Annotated in this window: 26 protein-coding genes and 32 other annotated features; of the genes, 19 read left to right on the plus strand and 7 right to left on the minus strand. The window is 53.9% G+C overall.

Going from position 1 to position 25,802, the window contains the following annotated elements:
- The first annotated feature begins 30 nt into the window (after positions 1-30).
- Positions 31-39 (plus strand) — a -35 signal (putative -35_signal for phoB; RegulonDB:STMLTH004636).
- The 5 genes from phoB to malZ all read left to right on the plus strand — a co-directional run bounded on the left by phoB (position 31) and on the right by malZ (position 7,310).
- The gene (gene phoB, locus STM0397) for a response regulator in two-component regulatory system with PhoR (or CreC) (protein ID NP_459392.1) occupies positions 31-793 on the plus strand. Within the gene, positions 104-793 belong to an annotated coding region; the region does not span the whole gene. Its footprint overlaps the feature before it by 9 nt.
- Positions 33-51, plus strand: a protein binding site (putative binding site for PhoB, RegulonDB: STMS1H000342). Its footprint overlaps the gene before it by 19 nt.
- Positions 58-66, plus strand: a -10 signal (putative -10_signal for phoB; RegulonDB:STMLTH004636).
- Positions 93-98, plus strand: a ribosome-binding site (putative RBS for phoB; RegulonDB:STMS1H000750).
- Before the next feature lie 54 nt (positions 794-847).
- Positions 848-853, plus strand: a ribosome-binding site (putative RBS for phoR; RegulonDB:STMS1H000751).
- Positions 848-2,158 (plus strand): sensory kinase in two-component regulatory system with PhoB, regulates pho regulon gene (gene phoR / locus STM0398; protein NP_459393.1). Within the gene, positions 863-2,158 belong to an annotated coding region; the region does not span the whole gene. It overlaps the preceding feature by 6 nt.
- A 392-nt stretch (positions 2,159-2,550) precedes the next feature.
- Positions 2,551-2,556 (plus strand) — a ribosome-binding site (putative RBS for brnQ; RegulonDB:STMS1H000752).
- The gene (gene brnQ, locus STM0399) for an LIVCS family, branched chain amino acid transporter system II (LIV-II) (protein NP_459394.1) occupies positions 2,551-3,886 on the plus strand. Within the gene, positions 2,567-3,886 belong to an annotated coding region; the region does not span the whole gene. It overlaps the preceding feature by 6 nt.
- 65 nt (positions 3,887-3,951) lie before the next feature.
- Positions 3,952-3,957: a ribosome-binding site (putative RBS for proY; RegulonDB:STMS1H000753), on the plus strand.
- Positions 3,952-5,331, plus strand: a protein-coding gene (proY, locus tag STM0400; protein NP_459395.1) for a putative APC family, proline transporter. Within the gene, positions 3,961-5,331 belong to an annotated coding region; the region does not span the whole gene. It overlaps the preceding feature by 6 nt.
- 148 nt (positions 5,332-5,479) lie before the next feature.
- Positions 5,480-5,485 (plus strand) — a ribosome-binding site (putative RBS for malZ; RegulonDB:STMS1H000754).
- Positions 5,480-7,310 (plus strand): maltodextrin glucosidase gene (gene malZ / locus STM0401; protein ID NP_459396.1). Within the gene, positions 5,493-7,310 belong to an annotated coding region; the region does not span the whole gene. It overlaps the preceding feature by 6 nt.
- Positions 7,311-7,381: 71 nt before the next feature.
- On the opposite strand, the gene STM0402 is transcribed toward malZ, so the two are convergent.
- Both STM0402 and yajB read right to left on the minus strand, forming a co-directional pair.
- Positions 7,382-7,992, minus strand: a protein-coding gene (locus tag STM0402) for a putative thiol - alkyl hydroperoxide reductase (protein NP_459397.1). Within the gene, positions 7,382-7,984 belong to an annotated coding region; the region does not span the whole gene.
- Positions 7,987-7,992, minus strand: a ribosome-binding site (putative RBS for STM0402; RegulonDB:STMS1H000755). Its footprint overlaps the gene before it by 6 nt.
- Before the next feature lie 201 nt (positions 7,993-8,193).
- The gene (gene yajB / locus STM0403) for a putative cytoplasmic protein (protein NP_459398.1) occupies positions 8,194-8,786 on the minus strand. Within the gene, positions 8,194-8,775 belong to an annotated coding region; the region does not span the whole gene.
- Positions 8,781-8,786, minus strand: a ribosome-binding site (putative RBS for yajB; RegulonDB:STMS1H000756). Its footprint overlaps the gene before it by 6 nt.
- Before the next feature lie 82 nt (positions 8,787-8,868).
- Between yajB and queA the strand changes: the two genes are divergently transcribed.
- The 8 genes from queA to yajD all read left to right on the plus strand — a co-directional run bounded on the left by queA (position 8,869) and on the right by yajD (position 16,217).
- Positions 8,869-9,933, plus strand: a complete 1,065-nt coding sequence (gene queA, locus STM0404; RefSeq protein ID NP_459399.1) for an S-adenosylmethionine-tRNA ribosyltransferase-isomerase — start codon at positions 8,869-8,871, stop codon at positions 9,931-9,933.
- Positions 9,934-10,118: 185 nt separating this feature from the next.
- Positions 10,119-10,124: a ribosome-binding site (putative RBS for tgt; RegulonDB:STMS1H000757), on the plus strand.
- Positions 10,119-11,257 (plus strand): tRNA-guanine transglycosylase gene (gene tgt, locus STM0405; RefSeq protein ID NP_459400.1). Within the gene, positions 10,130-11,257 belong to an annotated coding region; the region does not span the whole gene. (Overlaps the previous feature by 6 nt.)
- 10 nt (positions 11,258-11,267) lie before the next feature.
- Positions 11,268-11,273 (plus strand) — a ribosome-binding site (putative RBS for yajC; RegulonDB:STMS1H000758).
- Positions 11,268-11,612, plus strand: a protein-coding gene (gene yajC, locus STM0406; protein ID NP_459401.1) for a preprotein translocase IISP family, membrane subunit. Within the gene, positions 11,280-11,612 belong to an annotated coding region; the region does not span the whole gene. (Overlaps the previous feature by 6 nt.)
- 15 nt (positions 11,613-11,627) lie before the next feature.
- Positions 11,628-11,633 (plus strand) — a ribosome-binding site (putative RBS for secD; RegulonDB:STMS1H000759).
- The gene (gene secD / locus STM0407; RefSeq protein NP_459402.1) for a preprotein translocase, IISP family, part of the channel occupies positions 11,628-13,487 on the plus strand. Within the gene, positions 11,640-13,487 belong to an annotated coding region; the region does not span the whole gene. It overlaps the preceding feature by 6 nt.
- Positions 13,486-13,491, plus strand: a ribosome-binding site (putative RBS for secF; RegulonDB:STMS1H000760). It overlaps the preceding gene by 2 nt.
- Positions 13,486-14,469 (plus strand): preprotein translocase, IISP family, membrane subunit gene (gene secF / locus STM0408; RefSeq protein ID NP_459403.1). Within the gene, positions 13,498-14,469 belong to an annotated coding region; the region does not span the whole gene. Its footprint overlaps the feature before it by 6 nt. The genes secD and secF overlap by 2 nt, the downstream gene beginning before the upstream one ends.
- 139 nt (positions 14,470-14,608) lie before the next feature.
- Positions 14,609-14,614: a ribosome-binding site (putative RBS for STM0409; RegulonDB:STMS1H000761), on the plus strand.
- The gene (locus STM0409) for a hypothetical protein (RefSeq protein ID NP_459404.1) occupies positions 14,609-14,982 on the plus strand. Within the gene, positions 14,617-14,982 belong to an annotated coding region; the region does not span the whole gene. Its footprint overlaps the feature before it by 6 nt.
- A 25-nt stretch (positions 14,983-15,007) precedes the next feature.
- Complete coding sequence (locus tag STM0410) at positions 15,008-15,700, plus strand: putative regulatory protein (protein NP_459405.1); 693 nt, start codon at positions 15,008-15,010, stop codon at positions 15,698-15,700.
- Positions 15,701-15,853: 153 nt separating this feature from the next.
- Positions 15,854-15,859 (plus strand) — a ribosome-binding site (putative RBS for yajD; RegulonDB:STMS1H000762).
- Positions 15,854-16,217, plus strand: a protein-coding gene (gene yajD / locus STM0411) for a putative cytoplasmic protein (protein ID NP_459406.1). Within the gene, positions 15,870-16,217 belong to an annotated coding region; the region does not span the whole gene. (Overlaps the previous feature by 6 nt.)
- A gap of 247 nt (positions 16,218-16,464) precedes the next feature.
- Here the strand turns inward: yajD and STM0412 are convergent.
- The 3 genes from STM0412 to yajI form a co-directional block, all read right to left on the minus strand.
- Positions 16,465-16,791: a putative inner membrane protein gene (locus STM0412; RefSeq protein ID NP_446866.1), complete on the minus strand. Its 327-nt coding sequence runs from the start codon at positions 16,789-16,791 to the stop codon at positions 16,465-16,467.
- A gap of 54 nt (positions 16,792-16,845) precedes the next feature.
- Positions 16,846-17,847 (minus strand): nucleoside channel; receptor of phage T6 and colicin K gene (gene tsx, locus STM0413; protein ID NP_459408.1). Within the gene, positions 16,846-17,709 belong to an annotated coding region; the region does not span the whole gene.
- Positions 17,715-17,720: a ribosome-binding site (putative RBS for tsx; RegulonDB:STMS1H000763), on the minus strand. Its footprint overlaps the gene before it by 6 nt.
- Positions 17,795-17,815 (minus strand) — a protein binding site (putative binding site for CRP, RegulonDB: STMS1H000100).
- Positions 17,809-17,851: a protein binding site (putative binding site for CytR, RegulonDB: STMS1H000129), on the minus strand. (Overlaps the previous feature by 7 nt.)
- Positions 17,823-17,831: a -10 signal (putative -10_signal for tsx; RegulonDB:STMLTH004651), on the minus strand. It overlaps the preceding feature by 9 nt.
- Positions 17,839-17,847, minus strand: a -35 signal (putative -35_signal for tsx; RegulonDB:STMLTH004651). It lies within the feature at positions 17,809-17,851.
- Positions 17,849-17,869, minus strand: a protein binding site (putative binding site for CRP, RegulonDB: STMS1H000103).
- Positions 17,861-17,879 (minus strand) — a protein binding site (putative binding site for DeoR, RegulonDB: STMS1H000131). It overlaps the preceding feature by 9 nt.
- A gap of 87 nt (positions 17,880-17,966) precedes the next feature.
- Positions 17,967-18,009 (minus strand) — a protein binding site (putative binding site for CytR, RegulonDB: STMS1H000128).
- The gene (gene yajI, locus STM0414) for a putative outer membrane lipoprotein (RefSeq protein NP_459409.1) occupies positions 18,009-18,563 on the minus strand. Within the gene, positions 18,009-18,548 belong to an annotated coding region; the region does not span the whole gene. (Overlaps the previous feature by 1 nt.)
- Positions 18,558-18,563: a ribosome-binding site (putative RBS for yajI; RegulonDB:STMS1H000764), on the minus strand. It overlaps the preceding gene by 6 nt.
- Before the next feature lie 125 nt (positions 18,564-18,688).
- Positions 18,689-18,694, plus strand: a ribosome-binding site (putative RBS for ybaD; RegulonDB:STMS1H000765).
- Between yajI and ybaD the strand changes: the two genes are divergently transcribed.
- The 6 genes from ybaD to pgpA all read left to right on the plus strand — a co-directional run bounded on the left by ybaD (position 18,689) and on the right by pgpA (position 22,804).
- Positions 18,689-19,149, plus strand: a protein-coding gene (ybaD, locus tag STM0415; RefSeq protein NP_459410.1) for a putative transcriptional regulator. Within the gene, positions 18,700-19,149 belong to an annotated coding region; the region does not span the whole gene. (Overlaps the previous feature by 6 nt.)
- Positions 19,141-19,146, plus strand: a ribosome-binding site (putative RBS for ribD; RegulonDB:STMS1H000766). It overlaps the preceding gene by 6 nt.
- Positions 19,141-20,256, plus strand: a protein-coding gene (gene ribD, locus STM0416) for a pyrimidine deaminase (RefSeq protein ID NP_459411.1). Within the gene, positions 19,153-20,256 belong to an annotated coding region; the region does not span the whole gene. The genes ybaD and ribD overlap by 9 nt, the downstream gene beginning before the upstream one ends.
- Positions 20,257-20,330: 74 nt before the next feature.
- Positions 20,331-20,336: a ribosome-binding site (putative RBS for ribH; RegulonDB:STMS1H000767), on the plus strand.
- Positions 20,331-20,815 (plus strand): riboflavin synthase, beta chain gene (ribH, locus tag STM0417; protein NP_459412.1). Within the gene, positions 20,345-20,815 belong to an annotated coding region; the region does not span the whole gene. (Overlaps the previous feature by 6 nt.)
- A gap of 8 nt (positions 20,816-20,823) precedes the next feature.
- Positions 20,824-20,829, plus strand: a ribosome-binding site (putative RBS for nusB; RegulonDB:STMS1H000768).
- Positions 20,824-21,255 (plus strand): transcription termination; L factor gene (gene nusB / locus STM0418; RefSeq protein NP_459413.1). Within the gene, positions 20,836-21,255 belong to an annotated coding region; the region does not span the whole gene. It overlaps the preceding feature by 6 nt.
- A gap of 66 nt (positions 21,256-21,321) precedes the next feature.
- Positions 21,322-21,327, plus strand: a ribosome-binding site (putative RBS for thiL; RegulonDB:STMS1H000769).
- The gene (thiL, locus tag STM0419) for a thiamin-monophosphate kinase (protein ID NP_459414.1) occupies positions 21,322-22,311 on the plus strand. Within the gene, positions 21,334-22,311 belong to an annotated coding region; the region does not span the whole gene. It overlaps the preceding feature by 6 nt.
- Positions 22,278-22,283: a ribosome-binding site (putative RBS for pgpA; RegulonDB:STMS1H000770), on the plus strand. It overlaps the preceding gene by 6 nt.
- The gene (pgpA, locus tag STM0420) for a phosphatidylglycerophosphatase A (protein ID NP_459415.1) occupies positions 22,278-22,804 on the plus strand. Within the gene, positions 22,289-22,804 belong to an annotated coding region; the region does not span the whole gene. The genes thiL and pgpA overlap by 34 nt, the downstream gene beginning before the upstream one ends.
- A gap of 103 nt (positions 22,805-22,907) precedes the next feature.
- Here the strand turns inward: pgpA and yajO are convergent.
- The gene (yajO, locus tag STM0421) for a putative oxidoreductase / K + channel protein (protein NP_459416.1) occupies positions 22,908-23,895 on the minus strand. Within the gene, positions 22,908-23,882 belong to an annotated coding region; the region does not span the whole gene.
- Positions 23,890-23,895 (minus strand) — a ribosome-binding site (putative RBS for yajO; RegulonDB:STMS1H000771). It overlaps the preceding gene by 6 nt.
- 43 nt (positions 23,896-23,938) lie before the next feature.
- Positions 23,939-25,801 carry a 1-deoxyxylulose-5-phosphate synthase; flavoprotein gene (dxs, locus tag STM0422; RefSeq protein NP_459417.1) on the minus strand — a complete coding sequence of 621 codons (1,863 nt, stop codon included), beginning with the start codon at positions 25,799-25,801 and terminating at the stop codon, positions 23,939-23,941.
- Between the last annotated feature and the right edge of the window lies 1 nt (position 25,802).

The raw sequence follows: 25,802 nt of genomic DNA on the forward strand, positions 1-25,802 counted from the left end.
ATCATCAACATGCTGTCAATGCCGCCTTTTTTTTTCATAAATCTGTCATAAATCTGACGCATAATGGCGCGGCATTGATAACTAACGACTAACAGGGCAAATTATGGCGAGACGTATTCTGGTCGTAGAAGATGAGGCGCCGATCCGTGAAATGGTGTGCTTCGTGCTCGAACAAAATGGCTTTCAGCCCGTAGAAGCCGAAGATTATGACAGTGCGGTGAATAAACTTAATGAACCCTGGCCGGATCTCATCCTTCTTGACTGGATGTTGCCCGGCGGGTCAGGGTTACAGTTTATTAAACATCTCAAACGTGAAGCCATGACCCGGGATATTCCTGTGGTTATGCTGACCGCAAGAGGTGAGGAAGAAGATCGTGTGCGCGGGCTGGAAACCGGCGCTGACGATTACATTACCAAGCCGTTTTCCCCCAAGGAGTTGGTGGCGCGCATTAAAGCCGTTATGCGGCGCATCTCGCCGATGGCGGTCGAAGAGGTGATCGAGATGCAGGGACTGAGCCTTGATCCCGGCTCTCACCGCGTGATGACCGGCGACAGCCCGCTGGATATGGGGCCGACCGAATTTAAATTACTCCATTTCTTTATGACGCACCCGGAACGGGTTTACAGTCGCGAGCAGCTACTCAATCATGTCTGGGGCACCAATGTGTACGTTGAAGACCGGACGGTCGACGTGCATATTCGCCGTTTGCGTAAGGCGCTGGAGCACAGCGGCCACGACCGGATGGTGCAAACGGTACGCGGGACAGGGTATCGTTTTTCGACCCGCTTTTAATGCCTTTTCCGCCAGTAGAACACAGGTTTCTGGCGGAGAAGGCTTTCCATTCTTGAGGGAGTATGACGCGTGCTGGAACGGCTGTCATGGAAAAGGCTGGTGCTGGAGCTGGTGCTCTGTTGCATCCCCGCGCTTATCCTTAGCGCTTTTTTTGGTTATCTGCCGTGGTTTTTACTGGCGGCGGTGACGGGACTGCTTGTCTGGCATTTCTGGAATTTGTTACGCCTCTCCTGGTGGCTTTGGGTCGACAGAAGTATGACGCCGCCGCCGGGACGGGGAAGTTGGGAACCGCTGTTATACGGTTTACACCAGATGCAGTTGCGAAATAAGAAGCGTCGCCGCGAGCTGGGGAACCTGATTAAACGTTTTCGCAGTGGCGCGGAGTCGCTGCCTGATGCCGTGGTACTGACCACAGAAGAGGGCGGCATTTTTTGGTGTAACGGTTTGGCGCAACAGATACTGGGGCTACGCTGGCCGGATGACAACGGGCAGAATATTCTCAATCTACTGCGTTATCCGGAGTTTACCCAGTATTTAAAAACGCGTGATTTCACCCGTCCGCTTCATTTGGTGCTCAATACCGGGCGGCACCTGGAGATCCGCGTCATGCCTTATACCGATAAACAACTCCTGATGGTGGCGCGCGATGTGACGCAAATGCATCAGCTTGAAGGCGCCAGACGTAACTTTTTCGCCAACGTTAGCCATGAGTTGCGTACGCCCTTGACGGTATTGCAAGGCTATCTGGAAATGATGCAGGAACAGGCGCTGGAAGGGGCGACGCGAGAGAAAGCGCTGCATACGATGCGCGAGCAAACGTATCGTATGGAAGGGCTGGTAAAACAACTGCTTACGCTGTCTAAAATTGAGGCGGCCCCGGCGCTGTTATTAAATGAAAAAGTGGATGTACCGATGATGCTGCGGGTCGTGGAGCGTGAAGCGCAGACGCTCAGCCAGCAGAAACATACCTTTACGTTTGAGGTCGACGATAGTCTTAGCGTTCTGGGCAACGAAGAGCAGCTACGTAGCGCGATCTCAAACCTGGTGTATAACGCGGTAAACCATACGCCGGCGGGAACGCATATTACGGTGAGCTGGCGACGTGTCGCGCATGGCGCTGAGTTTTGCATTCAAGATAACGGTCCGGGGATTGCTGCCGAGCATATTCCTCGTCTGACCGAACGCTTCTACCGTGTCGATAAAGCGCGTTCGCGGCAAACGGGCGGCAGCGGCCTGGGATTGGCGATTGTGAAACATGCGTTGAATCACCATGAAAGCCGCCTTGAAATCGACAGTTCGCCTGGCAAAGGAACGCGATTTAGCTTTGTGCTGCCGGAACGTTTAATTGCCAAAAATAGCGATTAATTGCCTTTCGTAAGTATAACTTTCCATAAGCCAGCGGATGCTGGCTTATTTTCTTTGCAGTTAAGACGGGCTCGTTGAAACATTCAACGTTTGGTGGTTTTTTGTTCGCATGATTAGCCATAACTTTTTCATGAGAATGGTGTTTTATTCTGGTTGTAAATTTCATATCGCTATATTCATCTGGTTTTTAGATCCCACCTTGCTTTAAAACGTTATAAGCGTTTAAATTGCGCTTCAGGTGCTGTCATTACGACTGCATTTGCGCGGTAAATCGAAAAACAATTCTTCGCCGCATCGGTCCGGGAGCTTTTCCCGCTGAAATTGATAAAAAACGCCGCTTTATAATCCTCCGGGAAAGGCAAAAATTTTAATGTTTACAACATCACCATCCACAGGCAGTAAGACTTTATGACCCATCAGTTAAAATCGCGCGATATCATCGCCCTGGGCTTTATGACATTTGCGCTGTTCGTTGGCGCAGGCAATATTATCTTTCCTCCTATGGTCGGTTTGCAGGCGGGTGAACACGTCTGGACAGCCGCTATTGGCTTTCTGATTACCGCCGTAGGGCTACCGGTTCTTACTGTTGTGGCGCTGGCGAAAGTCGGCGGCGGCGTAGACAGCCTCAGTACGCCGATTGGTAAAGTGGCGGGACTCCTGCTGGCGACCGTTTGCTATCTGGCCGTCGGGCCGTTATTTGCGACGCCGCGTACCGCGACGGTGTCGTTTGAGGTCGGTATCGCTCCGTTGACTGGCGATTCTGCAATGCCGTTGCTGATTTACAGCGTGGTCTATTTCGCTATCGTTATTCTGGTTTCCCTCTATCCGGGTAAGCTGCTGGATACGGTAGGGAATTTCCTGGCGCCGTTGAAAATTATTGCGCTGGTCATCCTGTCCGTCGCGGCTATCGTTTGGCCTGCCGGTCCAATCAGCAACGCCCTGGACGCTTATCAGAATGCGGCCTTTTCTAACGGATTTGTGAACGGCTATCTGACGATGGATACGCTGGGCGCGATGGTGTTTGGTATCGTTATTGTGAACGCGGCGCGTTCTCGCGGCGTGACCGAAGCGCGCCTGTTGACGCGTTACACGGTCTGGGCCGGCCTGATGGCGGGCGTGGGGCTGACGCTGCTTTACCTTGCCTTGTTCCGCTTAGGTTCTGACAGCGCGACGCTGGTCGATCAGTCAGCGAACGGCGCGGCGATTCTTCATGCCTACGTTCAGCATACCTTTGGCGGCGCGGGAAGCTTCCTGCTGGCGGCGCTGATCTTTATCGCGTGTCTGGTGACGGCGGTGGGGCTGACCTGCGCCTGCGCTGAGTTTTTCGCGCAGTATATTCCGCTGTCTTACCGCACGCTGGTCTTTATTCTCGGCGGCTTCTCTATGGTGGTGTCAAACCTCGGACTGAGCCATCTGATTCAAATCTCCATTCCGGTGCTGACGGCTATCTATCCGCCGTGTATCGCACTGGTTGTATTAAGTTTTACCCGCTCATGGTGGCATAATTCCACCCGTATCATCGCGCCGGCCATGTTTATCAGTCTGCTTTTTGGTATCCTTGACGGCATCAAAGCATCTGCCTTCGGCGATATGCTGCCAGCCTGGAGTCAGCGTTTGCCGCTGGCGGAACAGGGACTGGCTTGGTTGATGCCAACGGTGGTGATGGTGATCCTGGCGATTATCTGGGATCGCGCGGCGGGTCGGCAGGTGACCTCCAGCGCTCACTAAAATCGCTGACATATGTGTACACCACGGGGCTTAACGCCCCGTGGTTTTTTATTGTGTTGATAGGTCAGAAATTGATGGAAAGCAATAATAAGCTAAAGCGTGGGCTGAGCACCCGGCACATTCGCTTTATGGCATTAGGTTCGGCAATCGGCACCGGCCTGTTTTACGGCTCGGCGGACGCCATCAAAATGGCGGGGCCGAGCGTGCTGTTGGCCTATATTATTGGCGGGGTCGCGGCATATATCATTATGCGCGCATTGGGGGAAATGTCCGTTCACAACCCTGCCGCCAGCTCATTTTCGCGCTATGCGCAGGAAAACCTCGGCCCGCTTGCGGGCTACATTACCGGCTGGACCTACTGTTTTGAGATCCTGATCGTCGCCATTGCCGACGTGACCGCGTTCGGCATTTACATGGGAGTCTGGTTCCCCGCCGTGCCGCACTGGATTTGGGTACTTAGCGTGGTGCTGATCATTTGCGCCATCAACCTGATGAGCGTCAAGGTGTTCGGCGAGCTGGAGTTTTGGTTCTCCTTCTTCAAAGTCGCCACCATTATTATCATGATTGTCGCGGGTATCGGCATCATTGTGTGGGGAATTGGCAACGGCGGGCAGCCGACCGGCATTCATAACCTGTGGAGCAACGGCGGCTTCTTCAGCAATGGCTGGTTGGGAATGATCATGTCGCTGCAAATGGTGATGTTCGCTTACGGCGGGATTGAGATTATCGGTATCACCGCCGGGGAAGCGAAAGACCCGGAGAAATCCATTCCGCGCGCCATTAACTCAGTACCGATGCGTATCCTGGTATTTTATGTCGGCACGCTGTTCGTCATTATGTCTATCTATCCGTGGAATCAGGTCGGCACAAACGGCAGTCCATTTGTGCTGACGTTCCAGCATATGGGGATTACCTTTGCCGCCAGCATTCTGAACTTTGTGGTATTGACCGCCTCGCTTTCCGCTATCAACTCCGATGTGTTTGGCGTAGGCCGTATGCTGCATGGTATGGCGGAGCAGGGGAGCGCGCCGAAAGTCTTTGCTAAAACGTCACGCCGTGGTATTCCGTGGGTCACTGTGCTGGTGATGACGATTGCGCTGCTGTTTGCGGTTTACCTGAACTACATCATGCCGGAAAACGTCTTCCTGGTGATTGCTTCGCTGGCGACGTTTGCGACGGTATGGGTATGGATTATGATCCTGCTGTCGCAAATCGCCTTCCGTCGTCGTTTACCGCCGGAAGAGGTAAAAGCGCTGAAATTTAAGGTGCCGGGCGGTGTCGTAACGACGATAGCGGGTCTGATTTTCCTGGTCTTCATTATTGCGCTTATCGGCTACCATCCGGATACCCGCATCTCACTGTATGTGGGCTTCGCCTGGATAGTTCTGCTGTTGATTGGCTGGATATTTAAACGCCGTCGCGACCGTCAATTGGCGCAGGCGTAGTCGTTTTTCTCTGCCTTATCCGGTCTGCAGGCAACGGTAGACCGGATAAGCGGAGCCGCTTCTCCTCCTGGAGCCTCCTCCCCTAATAAACCCCTGGATGATGAGTTATCCTTTAAATCTCTGTGGCAAGGTGGCCCCATTTTCAGTAGAGGGGATACGAGATGTTGAATGCCTGGCACTTACCGGTTGCCCCATTTGTGAAGCAACATAACGATAAATTAACCATTACGCTGTGGCTGAGCGGAGAAAATCCGCCGTCTCGCGTGACGTTGCGCTCAGAATTCGATAATGAAGAAATCTCACTGGCGATGCGCAAACAGCGCCGCCAGCCGCAGCCGGGCGTGACGGCGTGGCGAGCGACGCTCAATATCGCGTTAGGGCAACCCCGTCGCCGTTACAGCTTTAAATTGCTTTGGCATGACCGCCAGCTTTGGTTTACGCCACAGGGATTTAGCCGTTTTCCGCCTGCGCGTCTGGAACAATTTGCGGTTGATGTGCCGGATAGCGGCCCGCAGTGGGTCGCCGATCAAATTTTTTATCAGATCTTCCCGGATCGTTTTGCCCGCAGCCAGTCTCGTGAAGCCGGGCAGGACCGGGTGTACTACCATCATGCCGCAGGTCAGGAGATTGTGCTGCGCGACTGGGACGATCCTTTAACCCCCCAGGCGGGCGGTTCCACCTTTTACGGCGGCTGTCTGAATGGCATTTGTGAGAAGCTGCCGTATCTGAAAAAACTGGGCGTCACAGCGCTATATCTGAATCCGGTATTTACCGCGCCGAGCGTCCATAAGTACGATACGGAAGATTATCGCCATGTCGATCCGCAATTTGGCGGCGATCGGGCGCTGCTACGCCTGCGGCGTAAAACCCAGGTGCAGGGCATGAGGCTGGTGCTGGATGGCGTGTTTAATCATAGCGGCGACTCGCATGTGTGGTTTGACAGGCATAACCGCAGCACTGGCGGCGCGTGCCATCACCCGGACTCGCCGTGGCGCGACTGGTACTCCTTTTCACCACAAGGCGTGGCGCTGGACTGGCTGGGTTATCCGAGCCTGCCGAAACTCGATTATCAATCAGAAACGCTGGTCGATGAGATCTATCGCGGTGAGGACAGTATCGTTCGTCACTGGCTAAAGGCTCCGTGGAATATGGACGGCTGGCGGCTGGATGTCGTACATATGCTGGGCGAGGCGGGCGGGGCGCGTCATAATTTGCAGCACGTCGCCGGTATTACCCGGGCGGCAAAAGAGGCGCAGCCCGAAGCCTATATTGTGGGGGAACATTTCGGCGATGCGCGGCAGTGGCTACAGGCCGATGCGGAAGATGCCGCCATGAATTATCGCGGCTTCACCTTCCCGCTATGGGGATTTCTCGCCAATACTGATATCGCTTACGAACCACAGCATATTGATGCCCGGACCTGTATCGCGTGGATGGATAACTACCGCGCCGGGCTGTCACATCAGCAACAACTGCGCATGTTTAATCAACTCGACAGCCATGATACTGCGCGCTTTAAAACTCTGCTGGGTAAAGACGCGGCGCGCCTGCCGCTGGCGGTGGTCTGGCTGTTTACCTGGCCCGGCGTGCCATGTATTTATTACGGCGATGAAGTCGGCGTGGACGGCGCAAATGACCCCATGTGCCGCAAACCGTTCCCATGGGATGAACGCAAGCAGGACGGCAACTTGCTGGCGCTGTACCAGCGTATGGCGAAACTGCGCCAGAGCAGTCTGGCGCTGCGTCGTGGCGGATGCCAGGCGCTGTATGCCGAAGGTGACGTAGTGGTATTCGTGCGAGTTTATCAGCAGCAGCGGGCGCTGGTGGCGATTAACCGGGGCGAGGCCTGTGAAGTGGCGCTGGAAGCGTTGCCGTTGCTGAACGTGGCCGGATGGCAATGTAAAACGGGAAGCGGTGATATCCGCGAGGGAAGACTTAGTTTACCCGCGATTTCCGCGACGGTATGGATGAATCGTTGAGGCGAGGTGGTTCGTAACACCTTACGCATAAAAAAGGCTCGCATTCGCGAGCCTTTTATCAATGCACTGACTTACAGGCTGGAAATGTTCTCAGCCAGGTATTTAGCCACGCCGTCCGGAGAGGCGTTCATGCCTTCTTTGCCTTTTTCCCACTGCGCCGGGCAGACATCACCGTGCTCTTCGTGGAACTGCAGCGCGTCGACCATACGCAGCATTTCGTCGATATTACGACCCAGCGGCAGATCGTTTACGACCTGGTGGCGAACAATACCGTTAGCGTCAATCAGGAAAGAGCCGCGCAGCGCAACGCCTTCGTCCGGGTGTTCGATACCGTAAGCTTTCTGAATTTCACGCTTCACGTCGGCGACCATTGCGTATTTCACCGGGCCAATGCCGCCTTTATCGACAGGGGTGTTACGCCATGCGTTGTGAACGAACTCAGAGTCGAAAGAAACGCCGACCACTTCAACGCCGCGCTTCTGGAATTCTTCATAACGTTTATCAAAGGCGATCAGCTCAGACGGGCAAACAAAAGTGAAGTCCATCGGCCAGAAGAACAGAACGGTCGTTTTACCATTGGTGTGCTGTTTGAAGTTGAATTTATCAACAATCTCACCGCTACCCAGTACCGCCGCAGCGGTGAAATCCGGGGCCTGACGAGTAACCAGTACCATAATAATTCTCCTGCAATATTAAGGGTTTTAGAACGCAACGCGGGCAGTATAGGGAGGGCGAAGCGACAAAACAATGCGGTCTTGACAATCAATGAGACAGCTTTTGCCTATCGATCGGGTCATTATAAATCGTAATGATGACCCTTTTATGACAGCGAACGATCTTTCTGCCAACGGCGGATCTGACGCACGCCCTCGCTATCAGGCCGTCACAGCGCTTTGCGGGCGGCCTGTGCCATCATACGCGGATAAAAATGCCAGAAGCGCTCTTCTAACGCGTCGTAGTGCGCGTCCAGATCGTACCAGGAATCACGCAAGGCATCCAGCCGGGGACGGCGATTCGCCATGCCATTCAGCACGTTTTGAATGAAATCCATATCGCGATACCGCTCTAACCATTTTTCTGACCAAAGATAATCATTCAGGTTGACAAAGCGCGGCGGGGAGTCGGGCAGAATCGTCGCGACCTGCGCATGGGCGTAGCCGACAAACGCCTGAAGTGGAAAATCGGGAGAGATTTGCGTCCAGTGACGCGATAAAAAATGATCCCACATGACGTCCAGCGTAATGGGCGCCACGCGCCGCGTTTCATGGCGGAACCACTCTCGCGCCTCACGAACTTCCGGCAGGTTGTCGGTCATGACGTCAATACGCCGATGCATATAAATACCCTCTACCACGTCAGGAGGATAATGCGTTGCCGGGTTACCGCGGACAAAATCGGCCAGAAGATTACCGGAAAGCGAGCTGTCGGCAAGGTGCGCCAGATGCAGGTGAGCAAGAAAATTCATTATTGATTCTCTGTCCAAAAAGCGGGTAACGGTTGCAGCGGGAACGCCCCGGCACTAGACTACCCGCCTCTTATTTTAGTCTGAGTCAGAGTCATGCGCGTTACCGATTTTTCCTTTGAACTACCCGAATCCCTGATTGCCCACTACCCACAGCCGGAACGCAGTCGCTGCCGTTTGCTGTCATTAGAGGGGCCGACGGGCGCGCTGACGCACGGTACTTTCACCGATCTGCTCGATAAGCTCAACCCTGGCGATTTGCTGGTCTTCAATAATACCCGCGTGATCCCGGCGCGGCTCTTTGGCCGTAAAGCCAGCGGCGGCAAGATAGAAGTGCTGGTCGAACGTATGCTCGATGATAAACGCATCCTGGCGCATATTCGCGCTTCTAAAGCGCCAAAACCGGGTACGGAACTGCTGCTGGGCGACGACGAAAGTATTCACGCGACCATGACCGCGCGTCACGGCGCTCTGTTTGAAGTTGAGTTTAATGACCCGCGTCCGGTGCTGGATATTCTTAACGCCATCGGCCATATGCCGTTGCCGCCGTATATCGACCGTCCGGACGAGGACGCCGACCGCGAACTGTACCAGACGGTCTACAGTGAAAAACCGGGCGCCGTCGCCGCGCCGACCGCGGGGCTGCACTTTGATGAGCCGCTGCTGGCGGCGCTTCGTGAGAAAGGTGTCGAAATGGCGTTTGTTACGCTACACGTAGGCGCGGGCACTTTCCAGCCGGTGCGTGTCGATACCATTGAAGATCACATCATGCACTCCGAATATGCTGAGGTGCCGCAAGAGGTGGTCGACGCGGTGCTGGCGGCGAAAGCGCGCGGCAACCGCGTGATTGCTGTCGGCACCACCTCGGTACGCTCGCTGGAAAGCGCGGCGCAGGCGGCAAAAAGCGATTTGATAGAGCCGTTCTTCGGCGATACGCAAATCTTTATTTATCCAGGTTATCAATACAAAGTGATTGATGCGCTGATCACCAACTTCCATCTGCCGGAATCGACGTTGATTATGCTGGTTTCCGCATTTGCCGGTTATCAACACACCATGAATGCCTATAAGACTGCGGTAGAACAAAAATATCGCTTTTTTAGCTACGGGGACGCGATGTTTATCACGTACAATCCGCAGGCTATTTCTGAGCGTCCGTAAGAAGGCTATCTCACTTGCCATTTTGACGCCGGGCAGTGCTCGCCATCCTCACGTACTGCGTGTACGCTCCGGTGGCTGTGCGCTGGTCGACCCCAAACTGGCTGCGCCGATGACGTCTTCGGGAATTTATTAGCTATGGAATCATTCCGTAGCGAGTCGTTAAACGTCGGACTGTTTTTCTGACGCAGGAGTGATAATGAAATTTGAGTTAGATACCACCGATGGTCGTGCGCGTCGCGGTCGTCTGGTGTTTGATCGTGGCGTAGTGGAAACGCCAGCCTTTATGCCTGTGGGTACTTACGGTACCGTGAAAGGCATGACGCCGGAAGAAGTGGAAGCGACCGGCGCGCAGATTATTCTCGGCAACACTTTCCACCTGTGGCTGCGCCCGGGTCAGGAAATCATGAAGCTGCATGGCGATCTGCACGATTTTATGCAGTGGAAAGGGCCGATTCTCACCGATTCCGGCGGCTTCCAGGTCTTCAGCCTCGGCGATATTCGTAAGATTACCGAGCAAGGCGTGCACTTCCGTAACCCGATCAACGGCGATCCGATTTTCCTCGATCCGGAAAAGTCGATGGAGATCCAGTACGATCTCGGTTCCGATATCGTGATGATCTTTGATGAATGTACGCCGTACCCGGCAGACTGGGACTATGCTAAACGCTCGATGGAGATGTCGTTGCGTTGGGCGAAGCGTAGCCGCGACCGTTTTGATAGCCTTGGCAATAAGAATGCGCTTTTTGGCATCATTCAGGGCAGCGTTTACGAAGATTTACGCGATATCTCGGTGAAAGGTCTGGTAGAGATTGGCTTTGATGGCTACGCTGTCGGCGGTTTGGCTGTCGGTGAGCCGAAAGCAGATATGCACCGCATTCTGGAGCACGTTTGCCCGCAGATCCCGGCTGACAAACCGCGTTACCTGATGGGCGTGGGTAAACCGGAAGATCTGGTGGAAGGGGTGCGTCGCGGTATTGATATGTTTGACTGTGTCATGCCAACGCGAAATGCCCGTAATGGTCATCTGTTTGTGACCGACGGCGTGGTGAAGATTCGTAATGCAAAGCATAAAAGCGACACCAGCCCGCTTGACGCCGAGTGCGATTGCTACACCTGTCGCAATTATTCACGCGCTTACTTGCATCATCTCGACCGTTGCAACGAAATATTAGGTGCGCGTCTCAATACCATTCATAACTTGCGTTACTACCAGCGTTTGATGGCGGGTTTACGCAAGGCTATTGAAGAGGGTAAATTAGAGAGCTTCGTAACCGAGTTTTACCAACGTCAGGGGCGACCCGTTCCACCTTTGAACGTTGATTAATTTTAATAATGAGGGAATTTGAATGAGCTTTTTTATTTCTGATGCGGTAGCGGCAACAGGTGCTCCAGCGCAGGGCAGCCCGATGTCTCTGATTTTAATGCTGGTGGTGTTTGGTCTGATTTTCTATTTCATGATCCTGCGCCCGCAGCAGAAGCGCACCAAAGAGCACAAAAAGCTGATGGACTCCATTGCGAAAGGTGATGAAGTTCTGACGAATGGCGGTCTGGTCGGTCGAGTGACCAAAGTAGCGGAAGCCGGCTACATTGCCATCGCGCTGAATGACACCACGGAAGTGGTTATCAAACGTGACTTCGTAGCTGCCGTTCTGCCGAAAGGCACCATGAAGGCGCTGTAATATTTCGTTTTCCCAAAGGGAACTGCCGTGTTAAACCGTTATCCTTTGTGGAAGTACATCATGCTGGTCGTCGTGATTATCGTCGGCCTGCTTTACGCACTTCCCAACCTGTATGGTGAGGATCCGGCTGTTCAAATCACTGGCGTGCGCGGCGTCGCCGCCAGTGAGCAAACGCTGATCCAGGTCCAGAAAACGTTACAAGAAGAAAAAATTCCCGCTAAGTCTGTGGCACTGGAAGAGGGCGCTATTCTTGCGCGCTTCGACACCACCGATACCCAGCTACGCGCCCGTGAAGCGCTGATGAGCGTGCTGGGGGATAAATATGTCGTGGCGCTTAACCTTGCGCCGGCTACGCCGCGCTGGTTGGCGGCTATTCACGCCGATCCGATGAAGCTCGGTCTTGATCTGCGCGGCGGCGTTCACTTCCTGATGGAAGTGGATATAGATACCGCGTTAGGTAAACTCCAGGAACAAAATATCGATAGCCTGCGCAGCGATCTGCGTGAAAAAGGCATTCCTTATACCACCGTTCGTAAAGAAAATAATTATGGGTTGAGCATCACGTTCCGTGACAGCAAAGCGCGTGATGAGGCGATCGCCTATCTGACGCCGCGTCATCGTGACCTGGTGATTTCCAGCCAGAGCGGTAATCAACTTCGCGCGGTAATGACCGATGCGCGCCTGAGCGAAGCGCGTGAATACGCCGTTCAGCAGAACATTAATATTCTGCGTAACCGTGTTAACCAACTGGGCGTCGCGGAGCCTGTCGTACAACGCCAGGGCGCAGACCGTATTGTGGTTGAGCTGCCGGGTATCCAGGATACCGCTCGCGCGAAAGAAATTCTCGGCGCGACCGCGACGCTGGAATTCCGTCTGGTGAATACCAACGTTGACCAGGCCGCCGCTGCTGCCGGGCGCGTACCGGGTGATTCCGAAGTGAAACAGACCCGCGAAGGTCAGCCGGTGGTATTGTACAAACGCGTGATCCTCACCGGCGACCATATCACCGACTCGACGTCCAGCCAGGATGAATATAACCAACCGCAGGTTAACATCTCGCTGGATAGCGCAGGCGGCAATATCATGTCTAACTTCACTAAGGACAATATCGGCAAACCGATGGCGACCCTGTTTGTGGAGTATAAAGACAGCGGTAAGAAAGACGCTAACGGTCGCGCCGTACTGGTGAAACAGGAAGAAGTGATTAACATTGCCAACATCCAGTCCCGGCTGGGTAACAGCTTCCGTATTACCGGTATCAGCAACCCGAACGAAGCGCGTCAGCTCTCGTTGTTGCTGCGTGCGGGCGCCCTGATTGCGCCGATTCAGATCGTTGAAGAGCGCACCATTGGCCCGACTCTGGGTATGCAGAACATCAAGCAGGGCCTGGAAGCCTGTCTGGCCGGTCTGGTGGTCTCCATCCTGTTCATGATCTTCTTCTATAAGAAGTTTGGTCTGATTGCGACCAGCGCGTTAGTGGCTAACCTAGTGTTGATTGTCGGTATCATGTCGCTGTTGCCGGGGGCAACGCTCAGTATGCCGGGGATTGCGGGTATCGTGTTAACCCTTGCGGTGGCGGTCGACGCCAACGTTCTGATTAACGAACGTATCAAAGAAGAGTTGAGTAATGGCCGCACGGTACAGCAGGCGATAAACGAAGGCTATGCCGGCGCGTTCAGTTCCATCTTCGATGCGAACATCACGACGCTGATTAAAGTCATCATTCTGTATGCTGTCGGTACCGGGGCAATTAAAGGGTTCGCGATTACGACCGGTATCGGTGTGGCGACGTCGATGTTTACCGCGATTATCGGTACGCGTGCTATCGTAAACCTGCTATATGGCGGCAAGCGCGTCACTAAGCTGTCAATCTGAGGAGTGCGATGTGGCACAGGAATACACTGTTGAACAACTAAACCACGGCCGTAAAGTCTATGACTTTATGCGCTGGGACTTCTGGGCATTCGGCATCTCCGGGCTGTTGCTGATCGCGGCCATTGTCATTATGGGCGTACGCGGGTTTAACTGGGGGCTGGATTTCACCGGTGGTACGGTAATTGAAATCACGCTGGAAAAACCGGCTGAAATGGACGTGATGCGCGAAGCGCTGCAAAAAGCGGGCTATGAAGAGCCGCAGTTGCAGAACTTTGGCAGCAGTCACGACATTATGGTGCGTATGCCGCCAACCGAAGGTGAAACCGGCGGTCAGGTACTGGGTAGCAAAGTGGTGACGATCATTAATGAAGCCACCAACCAGAATGCGGCCGTGAAGCGTATTGAATTCGTGGGGCCAAGCGTGGGCGCCGATCTGGCGCAAACCGGCGCTATGGCGCTGCTGGTGGCGTTGATCTCTATCCTCGTTTATGTCGGTTTCCGCTTTGAGTGGCGACTGGCGGCAGGGGTGGTCATCGCGCTGGCGCACGACGTGATCATTACGCTGGGGATACTGTCGCTTTTCCATATCGAGATTGACCTGACCATTGTGGCATCGTTGATGTCGGTGATCGGTTACTCGCTGAATGACAGTATCGTGGTCTCTGACCGTATTCGTGAAAACTTCCGCAAAATCCGTCGCGGGACGCCTTACGAAATCTTTAACGTGTCGCTGACCCAGACGCTACACCGTACGTTGATTACCTCCGGTACGACGTTAGTGGTAATTCTGATGCTGTACCTCTTCGGCGGTCCGGTACTGGAAGGCTTCTCGCTGACGATGCTGATCGGTGTCTCTATTGGTACGGCATCTTCTATCTATGTCGCATCGGCGCTGGCGCTGAAACTCGGTATGAAGCGCGAGCATATGCTGCAGCAGAAAGTCGAAAAAGAAGGGGCGGATCAGCCGTCCATTCTGCCGTAAACACGTATTTAAGTGTTATCTGAATCCCGGTCATGCGATCGGGATTTTTTTATTTATGTACCATGACGATAAACATTACTGACAGTATGCTGTCAGGAGCCCTGTCATACACTCCTCATGAATTTACCCACACTCGCAGGAGGATGTATGAAAAACTTGATTAACTGGTTTGAAATTCCAGTTACTGATATGGCGCGTGCAATCGCCTTTTATGAGCAAGTGATGCAGATATCGTTACGTCGGGAAACCATGGATGGGGCGGACCTGGCCGTATTCCCGTATGCTGAACCCGGACCCGGCGGAGCGCTGATAAAGCAGGATGATGTCGCTCCAGTTGCGCAGGGAGTCGTTATTTATCTGCATACCGCCGATTTGTTAGCCTCGATTGAACGTGTCGTCCTTGCCGGTGGCAAGTGTGTTCTGGAACCCATGGTTCCCGGAGATGACATTGGAACCATCGCGTTGTTTATTGACAGCGAAGGCAACCGAATAGGTTTACATCAACCTGCGTGATATTTGCTAAATGTAGAGAGTCAATATGACCAGACGCGCTGACCGTTTGTTTCAGATCGTGCAAATTTTGCGGGGTAGACGACTGACGACGGCAGCGCTGTTGGCACAGCGGCTTGCGGTTTCTGAACGGACGATTTATCGCGATATTCGCGATCTGTCGTTATCCGGTGTGCCTGTCGAAGGTGAAGCGGGGAGCGGATACCGTTTAATGGCAGGTTTTGATCTGCCACCCTTGATGCTTACCCATCGTGAATCGGAAGCACTGATGGTGGCTATACGGTTATTGAAAACCTGGGGCGGCGATTCGCTATCACGCGAGCTTGAATCCGCCCAGGAAAAAGTGTTGGCCATTTTGCCGGAAGAGAGCCGCCGTAAAGCGGAGCAGACACGGATTTACGCTCCGGATTTGGGTACATCTCCACATTCGCGCAGCGCGTTTGATCTTATCCATCAGGCCGTTTCGGCGCAGCAGGTGTTGGCGCTACATTATCGTGATGAAGCGGGGCATCTCTCTTCGCGGGATATACAACCGCTGGGATTGTTTTTCTGGGGAGAGCACTGGCTGCTGGTTGCCTGGTGTGAGAGACGGGAAGACTATCGGTGTTTTCGCCTCGATCGCTGTTTACAAATTACTCCGCTTAACCGGCGATTTCGTGAAACAATCGACCGTTCTTTGCGTGATTTTTTGCGAAAAGTCGAGCACGAAAAAATGCCGTAAGATGTGATAGCGATACCTCTAACGCTTGTAAAACGGGTTGATTGGTCATCAGTTTGCCTGAAATAGCCTTGCTTACCTGGATATATAAGTTGCACAGAATCATTGCTAAAAGCCCGGCTTCGCGGGAAACTGGGCATAACCCTTTGTATTATTCAGGTACCTGTTAATTATGGCTATCATCCCAAAAAACTACGCGCGCCTGGAAAGCGGCTATCGTGAAAAAGCGCTGAAGCTGTTTCCGTGGGTGTGCGGACGTTGTTCCCGTGAGTTTGTGTATTCAAATCTGCGTGAGCTGACGGTGCATCATATCGATCATGACCACACCAATAACCCGGAAGACGGCAGCAACTGGGAGCTATTGTGCCTCTACTGCCACGATCATGAGCATTCTAAATATACCGAAGCCGATCAGTACGGTTCGACGGTCATTGCCGGGGAAGATGCGCAAAAAGATGTCGGCGAGGCGACTTATAACCCGTTTGCCGATCTGAAAGCGATGATGAACAAAAAGAAATAAGCAGACTGCTGACAAAGCTGTTGGTGCTGTTGAATGTTAGGTTACGCTTCGCTCCACCCAACGGAATCCGCAATATAAATGAATTATTGGTTTTCGTAGGTCGGATGCAATCTGGCATTTTTTCAGCCCCGGAGTTTGTCGCCAGCCCCAAATGTCCTGTAACGCATACATTGTCACTGGAATCCCGATCGCAAGGTTGGGATTTTTTTGTTTTTAAGTCCTGCCGATACTGGCGAGCAGAGTAGAATCAGCGGTAAGCCGGGGCAACCCGGTGAGGCGCAATGTTGCGGGGGCTTGATCCCCGGTGGCCTTGTCGCTGGAAAGAGAAAACCCCCGCACATTGTTCGGTATTCACCGGCAACATTACGGGGGCTAACTTGACTCCAGACAAGTTGAGGATAGCCGCGAACCGTTGCCATTGCAACAAAGGCGGCAATATGACGCTCACAGAGTTGAGCATTACTATCTGGCACGATCTGGCGGCACCAACGCTGGTCGGGATTGCGACAGGTCTGTTTTTAGGCTGGTGGCATCGCCGGAAGTAATGTGAAGTGGGCGCGACTCGCCGCCGCATGGCAGCATGCGCCCGAAACGGGCCAGAGGACGACCTCTGGCCTTTTTTGCAGGTTTAGAAGTTGTAACCCACGACCAGGTAGCCGCCCCAGCCGGTAGATTTCGCGCTGAAATCGCCGTCGCCCCAGTTCAGTTTTGCGCCATTCTGCCACTGTCCGCCGTTATGGAAGTAACGCGCAACGACCGAGTAGTGCCAGTGATCGTAGTTCAGCGCCAGGATATGGCTGGAAGCGATGGAGTTGCTGGTACGGTTCGGATCGTCGCCTAAATCAGATCCCCAGTCAAAGTTGGTAAAGCCGATATAGCTCAGTTTACCGCCCCACAGATCGGTGATGGGGACGAAGTATTTCACTTTGAAACGGTAGCCGTCCCATTCGTTTTCATTGGACGCGCCGTAGTTTTGCCACTGATATTTCGCATACACGTTCAGCGACAGACCCATCGGCAGGCCGGTGTCGATATCGGTCCCCAGACCCATATACCACGTGCTCTGGCGGCTGGCTTTGTTATCGCCCATATCGTAGATGTAGTTGTTGGCGAAATACCACTCTTTAAACGGGCCGAAGCTCAGGTCTGCGCCGGTCAGCTTATCAATTGAGAAACGCGGTTCGATTTCCATGAACAGCGGAGAACCGTCGGACCAGATACCTTTATCGTTGCCGTTACCCCAATCAAAGGTTTTGGGAATATCGATATAGCCGTAGAAATCAAACCAGTCTTTTTTGGCAAATGCTTCATATTCCAGATAGACGTCGTTGTTCAATTTCGGCGAGAAACGGGTATGGTAGCTGCCTACCACGTTTACGCTCTGGTGCCACCAGTCGGACAAATACTGCGGCTGATCATTTTCTGCTGCGTTAGCAGTAAAAGATGAGGTGAGCGCCAGCGCTGCGCTGACTGCGAGTAAAGTTTTTTTCATATGTATGCCACTGTTTGAAATCCCTTGCGGGAGTGAAAAGAACGCAATTTGCGTTTCTAAATATTTCGTGTTTCTGCGGAGCCTATTATAAAAATCATTGCTCACAAAAATATGTCTTGTTTCACATATCTATCATTTACGTAATCGATTGCGTTCACGTTTGCGCATTTTAGACGCGGCGACAGTACTATCTTTCATGAATATTACCAATCCATGTCATAAATGACGGAAATGTCAGTAGGGCAACAAAAGTCGCGCGGGGGATGTTGCGGAACGCACAAAACGCTCCGCCAGAACGTTTATTGATTAACAGGCTGAATATCATGGATGCGAATGAAGCCTAACTGCGCCGGTGTGATCCCCTTCAACGGTAACGAAATATTGACATCACTGGGCGCCAGCAAGCTGGCTGGGGCATTTACCAGAAGGCTCTGTGCATTCACCTCCTGATAGTTCTCCGTAGTGCCCTGAAGTTGCCCGTACTCTACGGTAGCGCTGAATGCCGGCAGTGGATCGCGGGACTCGCCCTGAATGTGTAACGTTGCGTGAGCGCCGTCTGCGACAGGCGTAATTTCCAGCAATGTCATACGTAGCGTACCGATCTGGCTCTCCAGCCGGGCAGGCGTATTGGCGCCAGGCAACAAATAGACGCCGCGGGTTGACTCCGCATTCAGCTTATTTTGTTGGGTAATTTTTACCGTTTCCTGATTCAGTTGGGTCATCTCTTTATTCAGGGTGCTAATGCTTTGATGCATCTGGCGAACTTCGCTCTGCGGCGCGCAGGCGGTCAGGCTCAAGAGACTTCCCACCAGGAGAATTCTTAGGTAACGTCTTGTCATGTCGATCATTTCCTTCATGGTTCGATAGCGTAATGGTAGTGCGCTATACGCACAAAGGCACCGATCCTTTATCTCAAAAGCGCTCCGCCTTTGTTGTCGCGCCAGTTCAGGGTAAAATAACATTTCCTAAATCATCTGGTCAGGACGCCGTATGCATTGCCCATTTTGTTTCGCCGTAGATACCAAAGTCATTGACTCTCGTCTTGTAGGCGAGGGCTCGTCCGTGCGCCGCCGTCGGCAGTGCCTGGTGTGTAATGAACGCTTTACGACCTTCGAAGTGGCTGAACTGGTCATGCCGCGCGTGATAAAAAGCAACGATGTGCGCGAACCCTTTAATGAGGATAAGCTGCGTAGCGGCATGTTGAGAGCGCTGGAAAAAAGACCCGTCAGCGCAGATGATGTTGAAATGGCATTGAACCATATTAAGTCACAATTACGTGCCACTGGGGAGCGTGAAGTTCCCAGCAAGATGATTGGCAACCTGGTCATGGAGCAGCTGAAAAAACTCGATAAAGTCGCGTATATTCGCTTTGCCTCCGTCTATCGCAGTTTCGAAGATATCAAAGACTTTGGCGAAGAAATCGCTCGCCTACAGGACTAAGCCATGCAGGATGAGTTTTACATGGCGCGAGCGCTCAAACTGGCGCAGCGTGGACGTTTCACCACTCACCCTAACCCTAATGTCGGCTGTGTCATTGTTAACAATGGCGACATCGTCGGCGAAGGTTATCACCATCGCGCCGGAGAGCCGCACGCCGAGGTTCATGCGCTGCGGATGGCGGGCGCAAAAGCCAAAGGCGCAACCGCCTATGTCACGCTTGAACCCTGTAGCCATCATGGGCGAACGCCGCCATGTTGCGATGCGCTGATTGCGGCCGGCGTCGCGCGCGTGGTCGCCGCGATGCAGGACCCGAACCCACAGGTCGCCGGGCGTGGGCTGTATCGCCTGCAACAGGCGGGTATTGCGGTCAGCCACGGGTTAATGATGAGTGAAGCGGAGGCGCTCAATAAAGGCTTCCTCAAGCGGATGCGTACCGGATTCCCTTATCTTCAGCTTAAACTGGGCGCCTCCGTCGACGGACGGACGGCGATGGCCAGCGGCGAAAGCCAGTGGATCACCTCGCCGCAGGCCCGGCGTGACGTTCAGCGCTTGCGTGCGCAAAGCCACGCTATCTTAACCAGTAGCGCGACGGTATTGGCTGACGATCCGGCCTTGACGGTGCGTTGGGCGGAGTTAGACGCCTCTACGCAGGCGTCTTACCCGCAGGAAAATCTGCGCCAGCCGGTGCGAATTGTTATCGACAGCCAAAACCGGGTAACGCCTGCGCATCGTATTGTGCAGCAGCCTGGCGAAACGTGGATCGCGCGTACCCAGGAAGATAGCCGCGCGTGGCCCGATGCGGTTCGTACTATCAGCGTGCCGGCGCACAACGGACATTTGGATCTGGTTGTGCTGATGATGCAGTTAGGCAGGCAGCAGATTAATAGCATATGGGTTGAAGCCGGACCGGGACTGGCGGGCGCGTTGCTGCAAGCCGGGCTGGTGGATGAACTGATTGTCTATGTCGCGCCTAAATTGTTGGGAACCCAGGCGCGGGGATTATGCGAATTGCCGGGGCTTGAGAAGCTCGCCGACGCGCCGCAATTTACCTTCAGCGAAATACGTCATGTCGGCCCGGATGTTTGCCTGCATATGGTGAGCGCATGAGTTCTCCCGTCGAAAGGGGAGCAGCGCTCAAATTATTATGATAAAATCCGCCCCCCTGCGGGGCCAAATGAACCCTGGAAGAGAGAATATGAACATTATTAAAGCTAACGTTGCAGCCCCTGACGCTCGTGTCGCCATCACTATTGCGCGTTTCAATCAGTTTATCAACGACAGCCTGCTGGATGGCGCGGTTGATGCCCTGACGCGTATTGGTCAGGTAAAAGATGATAATATTACCGTAGTGTGGGTGCCTGGCGCCTATGAACTGCCGCTGGCGACCGAAGCGCTGGCGAAAAGCGGTAAATACGACGCCGTGGTTGCGCTGGGAACCGTGATTCGCGGGGGGACTGCGCACTTTGAATATGTGGCAGGCGGCGCCAGCAATGGCCTGGCAAGCGTTGCCCAGGACAGCGGCGTGCCGGTAGCCTTTGGTGTTCTGACCACCGAGAGTATTGAACAAGCCATCGAACGTGCTGGTACAAAAGCCGGTAATAAAGGCGCAGAAGCTGCGCTGACCGCGCTTGAAATGATTAATGTATTGAAAGCCATTAAGGCCTGATTTTTTGTAAGGGGAATTCCGTGAAACCTGCTGCTCGTCGCCGCGCCCGTGAGTGTGCCGTCCAGGCGCTTTACTCCTGGCAGTTGTCCCAGAACGACATCGCTGATGTTGAATACCAGTTCCTGGCGGAACAGGACGTAAAAGACGTCGACGTTCTCTATTTCCGTGAACTGCTATCCGGGGTGGCGACTAACAGCGCGTACCTGGATGGTTTAATGAAACCGTATCTGTCCCGCCTGCTTGAAGAGCTGGGACAGGTTGAAAAAGCCGTGCTGCGTATTGCGTTGTTTGAGCTGTCAAAACGCAGCGATGTGCCTTATAAAGTGGCCATCAACGAAGCGATTGAACTGGCGAAAACCTTTGGCGCTGAAGACAGCCACAAATTCGTCAACGGCGTACTGGATAAAGCAGCTCCGGTGATTCGTCCCAACAAAAAGTGATTCACAGGCCGGAAAGATAGCGGGCGCTCGATACCCGCCGTCTCCGGCCTTTTCTTTTTTTCTGCTGAGGCATAACGTATGGCATGTGGCGAGTTTTCCCTGATTGCCCGTTATTTTGACCGTGTAAGAAGCTCTCGTCTTGATGTTGAAACCGGTATTGGCGACGATTGCGCGCTCCTGAATATTCCTGAAAAGCAGACCCTGGCGATCAGTACCGATACGCTGGTGGCGGGCAACCACTTCCTCCCTGATATCGATCCTGCCGATCTGGCTTATAAAGCGTTGGCGGTGAATTTAAGCGATCTGGCCGCGATGGGGGCCGACCCGGCCTGGTTAACGCTGGCGTTAACGCTACCGGAAGTGGATGAGCCGTGGCTGGAGGCTTTTAGCGACAGCCTGTTTGCGCTATTGAATTACTACGATATGCAGCTCATTGGCGGCGACACCACGCGTGGACCGCTGTCGATGACGCTGGGTATCCACGGTTATATCCCGGCAGGGCGCGCGCTCAAGCGATCTGGCGCGAAGCCGGGCGACTGGATTTATGTCACCGGTACGCCGGGCGACAGCGCTGCCGGGCTGGCGGTTTTGCAAAACCGGCTACAGGTGTCGGAGGAGACCGATGCTCACTATTTAATTCAACGGCATTTACGTCCGACGCCGCGTATTTTACACGGCCAGGCGCTGCGTGACATCGCCAGCGCGGCTATCGATCTTTCCGATGGTCTGATTTCCGATCTGGGGCATATCGTCAAGGCCAGCGGCTGTGGGGCTAGAGTGGATGTTGATGCGTTGCCAAAATCCGATGCGATGATGCGCCATGTTGATGACGGGCAGGCGCTGCGTTGGGCGCTTTCCGGCGGCGAAGACTATGAGCTGTGCTTTACGGTGCCGGAACTGAACCGTGGCGCGCTGGATGTCGCCATTGGTCAACTGGGTGTTCCCTTTACCTGCATAGGCCAAATGAGCGCAGATATTGAAGGGCTGAATTTTGTACGTGACGGAATGCCTGTCACCTTCGACTGGAAAGGATATGACCATTTTGCCACGCCATAAAGATGTTGCGAAAAGTCGCCTGAATTTGCGCAATCCGTGGCACCTGCTCGCTACCGGCTTTGGCAGCGGGCTGAGCCCCGTGGTGCCGGGCACGATGGGCTCGCTGGCGGCGATCCCCTTCTGGTATTTGATGACGTTTCTGCCGTGGCAGCTTTATTCGCTGGTCGTGATGTTTGGGATCTGCATTGGCGTTTATCTTTGCCATCAGACGGCGAAAGATATGGGCGTACACGACCACGGCAGTATTGTCTGGGATGAATTTATCGGTATGTGGATAACGCTAATGGCGTTGCCGACGACGGACTGGCAGTGGGTGGCTGCCGGGTTCGTTATTTTCCGCATTCTGGATATGTGGAAACCCTGGCCGATCCGTTGGTTTGATCGCAACGTGCACGGCGGCATGGGGATTATGATCGATGATATCGTCGCCGGGGTGATATCCGCTGGCATACTGTATTTTATCGGTCATCACTGGCCGCTCGGTATTATTTAAAGGGTTTGCCGGATGGCGGCATAAACGCCTTATCCGGCCTGCCCCTGAACAATATGTCGATTTCGCAGGCCCGATAAGCGCCGCGCCATCGGGCAATGGCAGATTATTTAAATCCCACTACCGGATGCTGTTTGTACGGCGTTTCGAGTTCGGCAATCTGCTCCGGTTTGAGCGTTAAATCAACGGCATTCAGCAACTCATCTAACTGTTCTTCACGCGAAGCGCCGATAATCGGCGCGGCGACGCCTCGTTTGCTGAGCAGCCAGCCCAGCGCAACCTGCGCCCGCGTTGCGCCAAGCGCCTCGCTGACGCCAGCCAGCCGTTCCGCTATTTGCGCATCATTTTTATCGCTTTCATCGTATAAATTTTTACCCACGTCATCCGAGACCAGGCGGGCCGTGGTTTCTCCCCAGGGGCGAGTTAAGCGCCCGCGCGCCAGCGGACTCCACGGAATCACGGCAACGCCTTCCTGCCAGCACAGCGGTAGCATCTCACGCTCTTCCTCGCGGTAGATCAGGTTATAGTGATCCTGCATGGTGACAAACGGCGCCCAGCCGTGTTGTTTTTGTAGCGCCAGCGCCTGGGCAAATTGTGAGGCGTGCATTGAGGAAGCGCCGATATAGCGGGCTTTACCCGCCTTTACCACGTCGTTTAGCGCTTCCAGAGTTTCTTCTATCGGCGTGGTGTAATCCCAGCGGTGGATTTGCAGGATATCGACATACTCCATTCCCAGACGGGCGAGGCTATCGTCAATAGAGCGCAGGATTTGTGCGCGGGACAATCCTTCCGGCAGATCGCCGACGCGATGGAAGACTTTCGTCGCTACCACCACCTCGTCGCGCCGGGCAAAATCACGCAGCGCGCGACCGACAATCTCTTCGCTGCTGCCGTCGGAGTAGCTGTTGGCGGTATCAAAAAAGTTAATGCCGCCCTCAAGAGCGCGCTTGATGATGGGACGGCTGCTCTCTTCGGGAAGCGTCCAGGCGTGATTGCCGCGACTTGGCTCGCCGAATGTCATACAGCCCAGACAAAGGCGGGATACCCGAAGATCTGTATTTCCTAACGTGTTGTATTGCATGACTCCGCTCCTGTTATACCCGTCACTCTTCAAGCATAGCAGGAGCAAAGAGGGGATTATGCCAGCCAGGCCTTGATTTTGGCTTCAATGCCTGCGGCGTCAAGCCCCAGTTCCGCGCGGGCTTCTTCCTGCGTTCCTTGCGGGATAAAGAAATCCGGAAGACCGATATTCAGCACAGGTACAGGTTTACGATGGGCCATTAGCACTTCGTTTACGCCGCTGCCAGCGCCGCCCATAATGGCGTTTTCTTCCAGCGTCACCAGCGCGTCATGCTGCGCGGCCATCTCCAGAATTAACGTGTCGTCCAGCGGCTTAACAAAGCGCATGTCGACCAGCGTGGCGTTCAGCGCTTCGGCGACTTTCGCCGCCTCAGGCATTAAGGTGCCAAAGTTCAGAATCGCCAGTTTTTCGCCATGACGCTTCACAAGGCCTTTACCAATAGGCAGTTTTTCCAGCGGGGTTAGCGCCACGCCCTGCGCATTACCGCGTGGATAACGTACTGCCGTCGGGCCGTCGTTATAGTGATACCCGGTAAATAACATCTGGCGACATTCGTTTTCGTCGCTTGGCGTCATGATCACCATATCCGGGATGCAGCGCAGATAGGAGAGATCGAACGCGCCCTGGTGTGTTTGTCCATCCGCGCCAACGATACCGGCGCGATCGATGGCGAACATGACCGGCAGTTTCTGGATAGCGACGTCATGGATGACCTGATCGTAGGCGCGTTGCAGGAAAGTAGAGTAGATCGCCACGACGGGCTTATAGCCGCCAATCGCCAGACCTGCGGCGAAGGTGACGGCATGCTGCTCGGCGATGGCGACGTCAAAATAGCGATCCGGGAATTTACGTGAAAATTCCACCATGCCGGAACCTTCGCGCATTGCCGGGGTGATCGCCATCAGCTTGCTGTCTTTGGCGGCGGTTTCACACAGCCAGTCACCGAAGATTTTTGAATAACCGGGCAGACCGCCGCTGCTTTTCGGCAAACATCCGCTGGAGGGATCAAATTTAGGCACCGCATGGAAAGTGATCGGATCTTTTTCCGCGGGCTCATAGCCGCGGCCTTTCTTGGTCATGATATGCAGGAACTGCGGCCCTTTCAGGTCGCGCATGTTCTTCAATGTGCTGATAAGCCCCATGACATCGTGACCATCGACCGGCCCGATGTAGTTAAAGCCCAGCTCTTCGAACAGTGTGCCCGGCACAACCATGCCTTTAATATGTTCTTCGGTACGCTTGAGCAGTTCTTTAATTGGCGGTACGCCGGAGAAGACCTTTTTTCCGCCTTCGCGCAGAGAAGAGTAAAGCTTACCGGAAAGTAGCTGCGCCAGATGGTTGTTGAGCGCGCCGACGTTTTCCGAAATCGACATTTCATTGTCGTTCAGAATGACCAGCATGTCGGGCCGGATATCGCCTGCGTGATTCATTGCTTCAAACGCCATACCGGCGGTGATGGCGCCGTCGCCAATCACACAGACGGTGCGGCGATCTTTGCCTTCTTTCTCCGCCGCCACGGCAATACCGATACCGGCGCTGATGGAGGTGGAGGAATGCCCAACGCTCAGCACATCGTATTCGCTTTCTCCGCGCCACGGGAACGGGTGCAGACCGCCTTTCTGGCGAATGGTGCCGATTTTGTCGCGACGACCGGTAAGGATTTTATGTGGATAAGCCTGGTGTCCAACATCCCAGATTAGCTGGTCAAACGGGGTGTTGTAGACATAATGCAGCGCCACGGTAAGTTCTACCGTGCCCAGCCCGGAAGCGAAATGCCCGCTGGAACGGCTTACGCTGTCGAGTAAGTAGCGGCGTAGCTCGTCGCAGAGTTTCGGCAGACTCTCTTTCGGTAACAGTCGTAACTCCTGGGTGGAGTCGACCAATGCCAGGGTAGGGTATTTGGCTATATCAAAACTCATC

Source organism: Salmonella enterica subsp. enterica serovar Typhimurium str. LT2, from assembly GCF_000006945.2.
GTDB lineage: Bacteria > Pseudomonadota > Gammaproteobacteria > Enterobacterales > Enterobacteriaceae > Salmonella > Salmonella enterica.

Excerpts from the sequence above, each read along its gene's own strand:
- phoB (NP_459392.1), top strand. The coding sequence starts at position 104 with ATGGCGAGACGTATTCTGGTCGTAGAAGATGAGGCGCCGATCCGTGAA.
- brnQ (NP_459394.1), top strand. The coding sequence starts at position 2,567 with ATGACCCATCAGTTAAAATCGCGCGATATCATCGCCCTGGGCTTTATG.
- proY (NP_459395.1), top strand. The coding sequence starts at position 3,961 with ATGGAAAGCAATAATAAGCTAAAGCGTGGGCTGAGCACCCGGCACATT.
- malZ (NP_459396.1), top strand. The coding sequence starts at position 5,493 with ATGTTGAATGCCTGGCACTTACCGGTTGCCCCATTTGTGAAGCAACAT.
- STM0402 (NP_459397.1), bottom strand. The coding sequence starts at position 7,984 with ATGGTACTGGTTACTCGTCAGGCCCCGGATTTCACCGCTGCGGCGGTA.
- yajB (NP_459398.1), bottom strand. The coding sequence starts at position 8,775 with ATGAATTTTCTTGCTCACCTGCATCTGGCGCACCTTGCCGACAGCTCG.
- queA (NP_459399.1), top strand. The coding sequence starts at position 8,869 with ATGCGCGTTACCGATTTTTCCTTTGAACTACCCGAATCCCTGATTGCC.
- tgt (NP_459400.1), top strand. The coding sequence starts at position 10,130 with ATGAAATTTGAGTTAGATACCACCGATGGTCGTGCGCGTCGCGGTCGT.
- yajC (NP_459401.1), top strand. The coding sequence starts at position 11,280 with ATGAGCTTTTTTATTTCTGATGCGGTAGCGGCAACAGGTGCTCCAGCG.
- STM0409 (NP_459404.1), top strand. The coding sequence starts at position 14,617 with ATGAAAAACTTGATTAACTGGTTTGAAATTCCAGTTACTGATATGGCG.
- STM0410 (NP_459405.1), top strand. The coding sequence starts at position 15,008 with ATGACCAGACGCGCTGACCGTTTGTTTCAGATCGTGCAAATTTTGCGG.
- yajD (NP_459406.1), top strand. The coding sequence starts at position 15,870 with ATGGCTATCATCCCAAAAAACTACGCGCGCCTGGAAAGCGGCTATCGT.
- STM0412 (NP_446866.1), bottom strand. The coding sequence starts at position 16,791 with ATGCGGCGGCGAGTCGCGCCCACTTCACATTACTTCCGGCGATGCCAC.
- tsx (NP_459408.1), bottom strand. The coding sequence starts at position 17,709 with ATGAAAAAAACTTTACTCGCAGTCAGCGCAGCGCTGGCGCTCACCTCA.
- yajI (NP_459409.1), bottom strand. The coding sequence starts at position 18,548 with ATGACAAGACGTTACCTAAGAATTCTCCTGGTGGGAAGTCTCTTGAGC.
- ybaD (NP_459410.1), top strand. The coding sequence starts at position 18,700 with ATGCATTGCCCATTTTGTTTCGCCGTAGATACCAAAGTCATTGACTCT.
- ribD (NP_459411.1), top strand. The coding sequence starts at position 19,153 with ATGCAGGATGAGTTTTACATGGCGCGAGCGCTCAAACTGGCGCAGCGT.
- ribH (NP_459412.1), top strand. The coding sequence starts at position 20,345 with ATGAACATTATTAAAGCTAACGTTGCAGCCCCTGACGCTCGTGTCGCC.
- thiL (NP_459414.1), top strand. The coding sequence starts at position 21,334 with ATGGCATGTGGCGAGTTTTCCCTGATTGCCCGTTATTTTGACCGTGTA.
- pgpA (NP_459415.1), top strand. The coding sequence starts at position 22,289 with ATGACCATTTTGCCACGCCATAAAGATGTTGCGAAAAGTCGCCTGAAT.
- yajO (NP_459416.1), bottom strand. The coding sequence starts at position 23,882 with ATGCAATACAACACGTTAGGAAATACAGATCTTCGGGTATCCCGCCTT.
- dxs (NP_459417.1), bottom strand. The coding sequence starts at position 25,801 with ATGAGTTTTGATATAGCCAAATACCCTACCCTGGCATTGGTCGACTCC.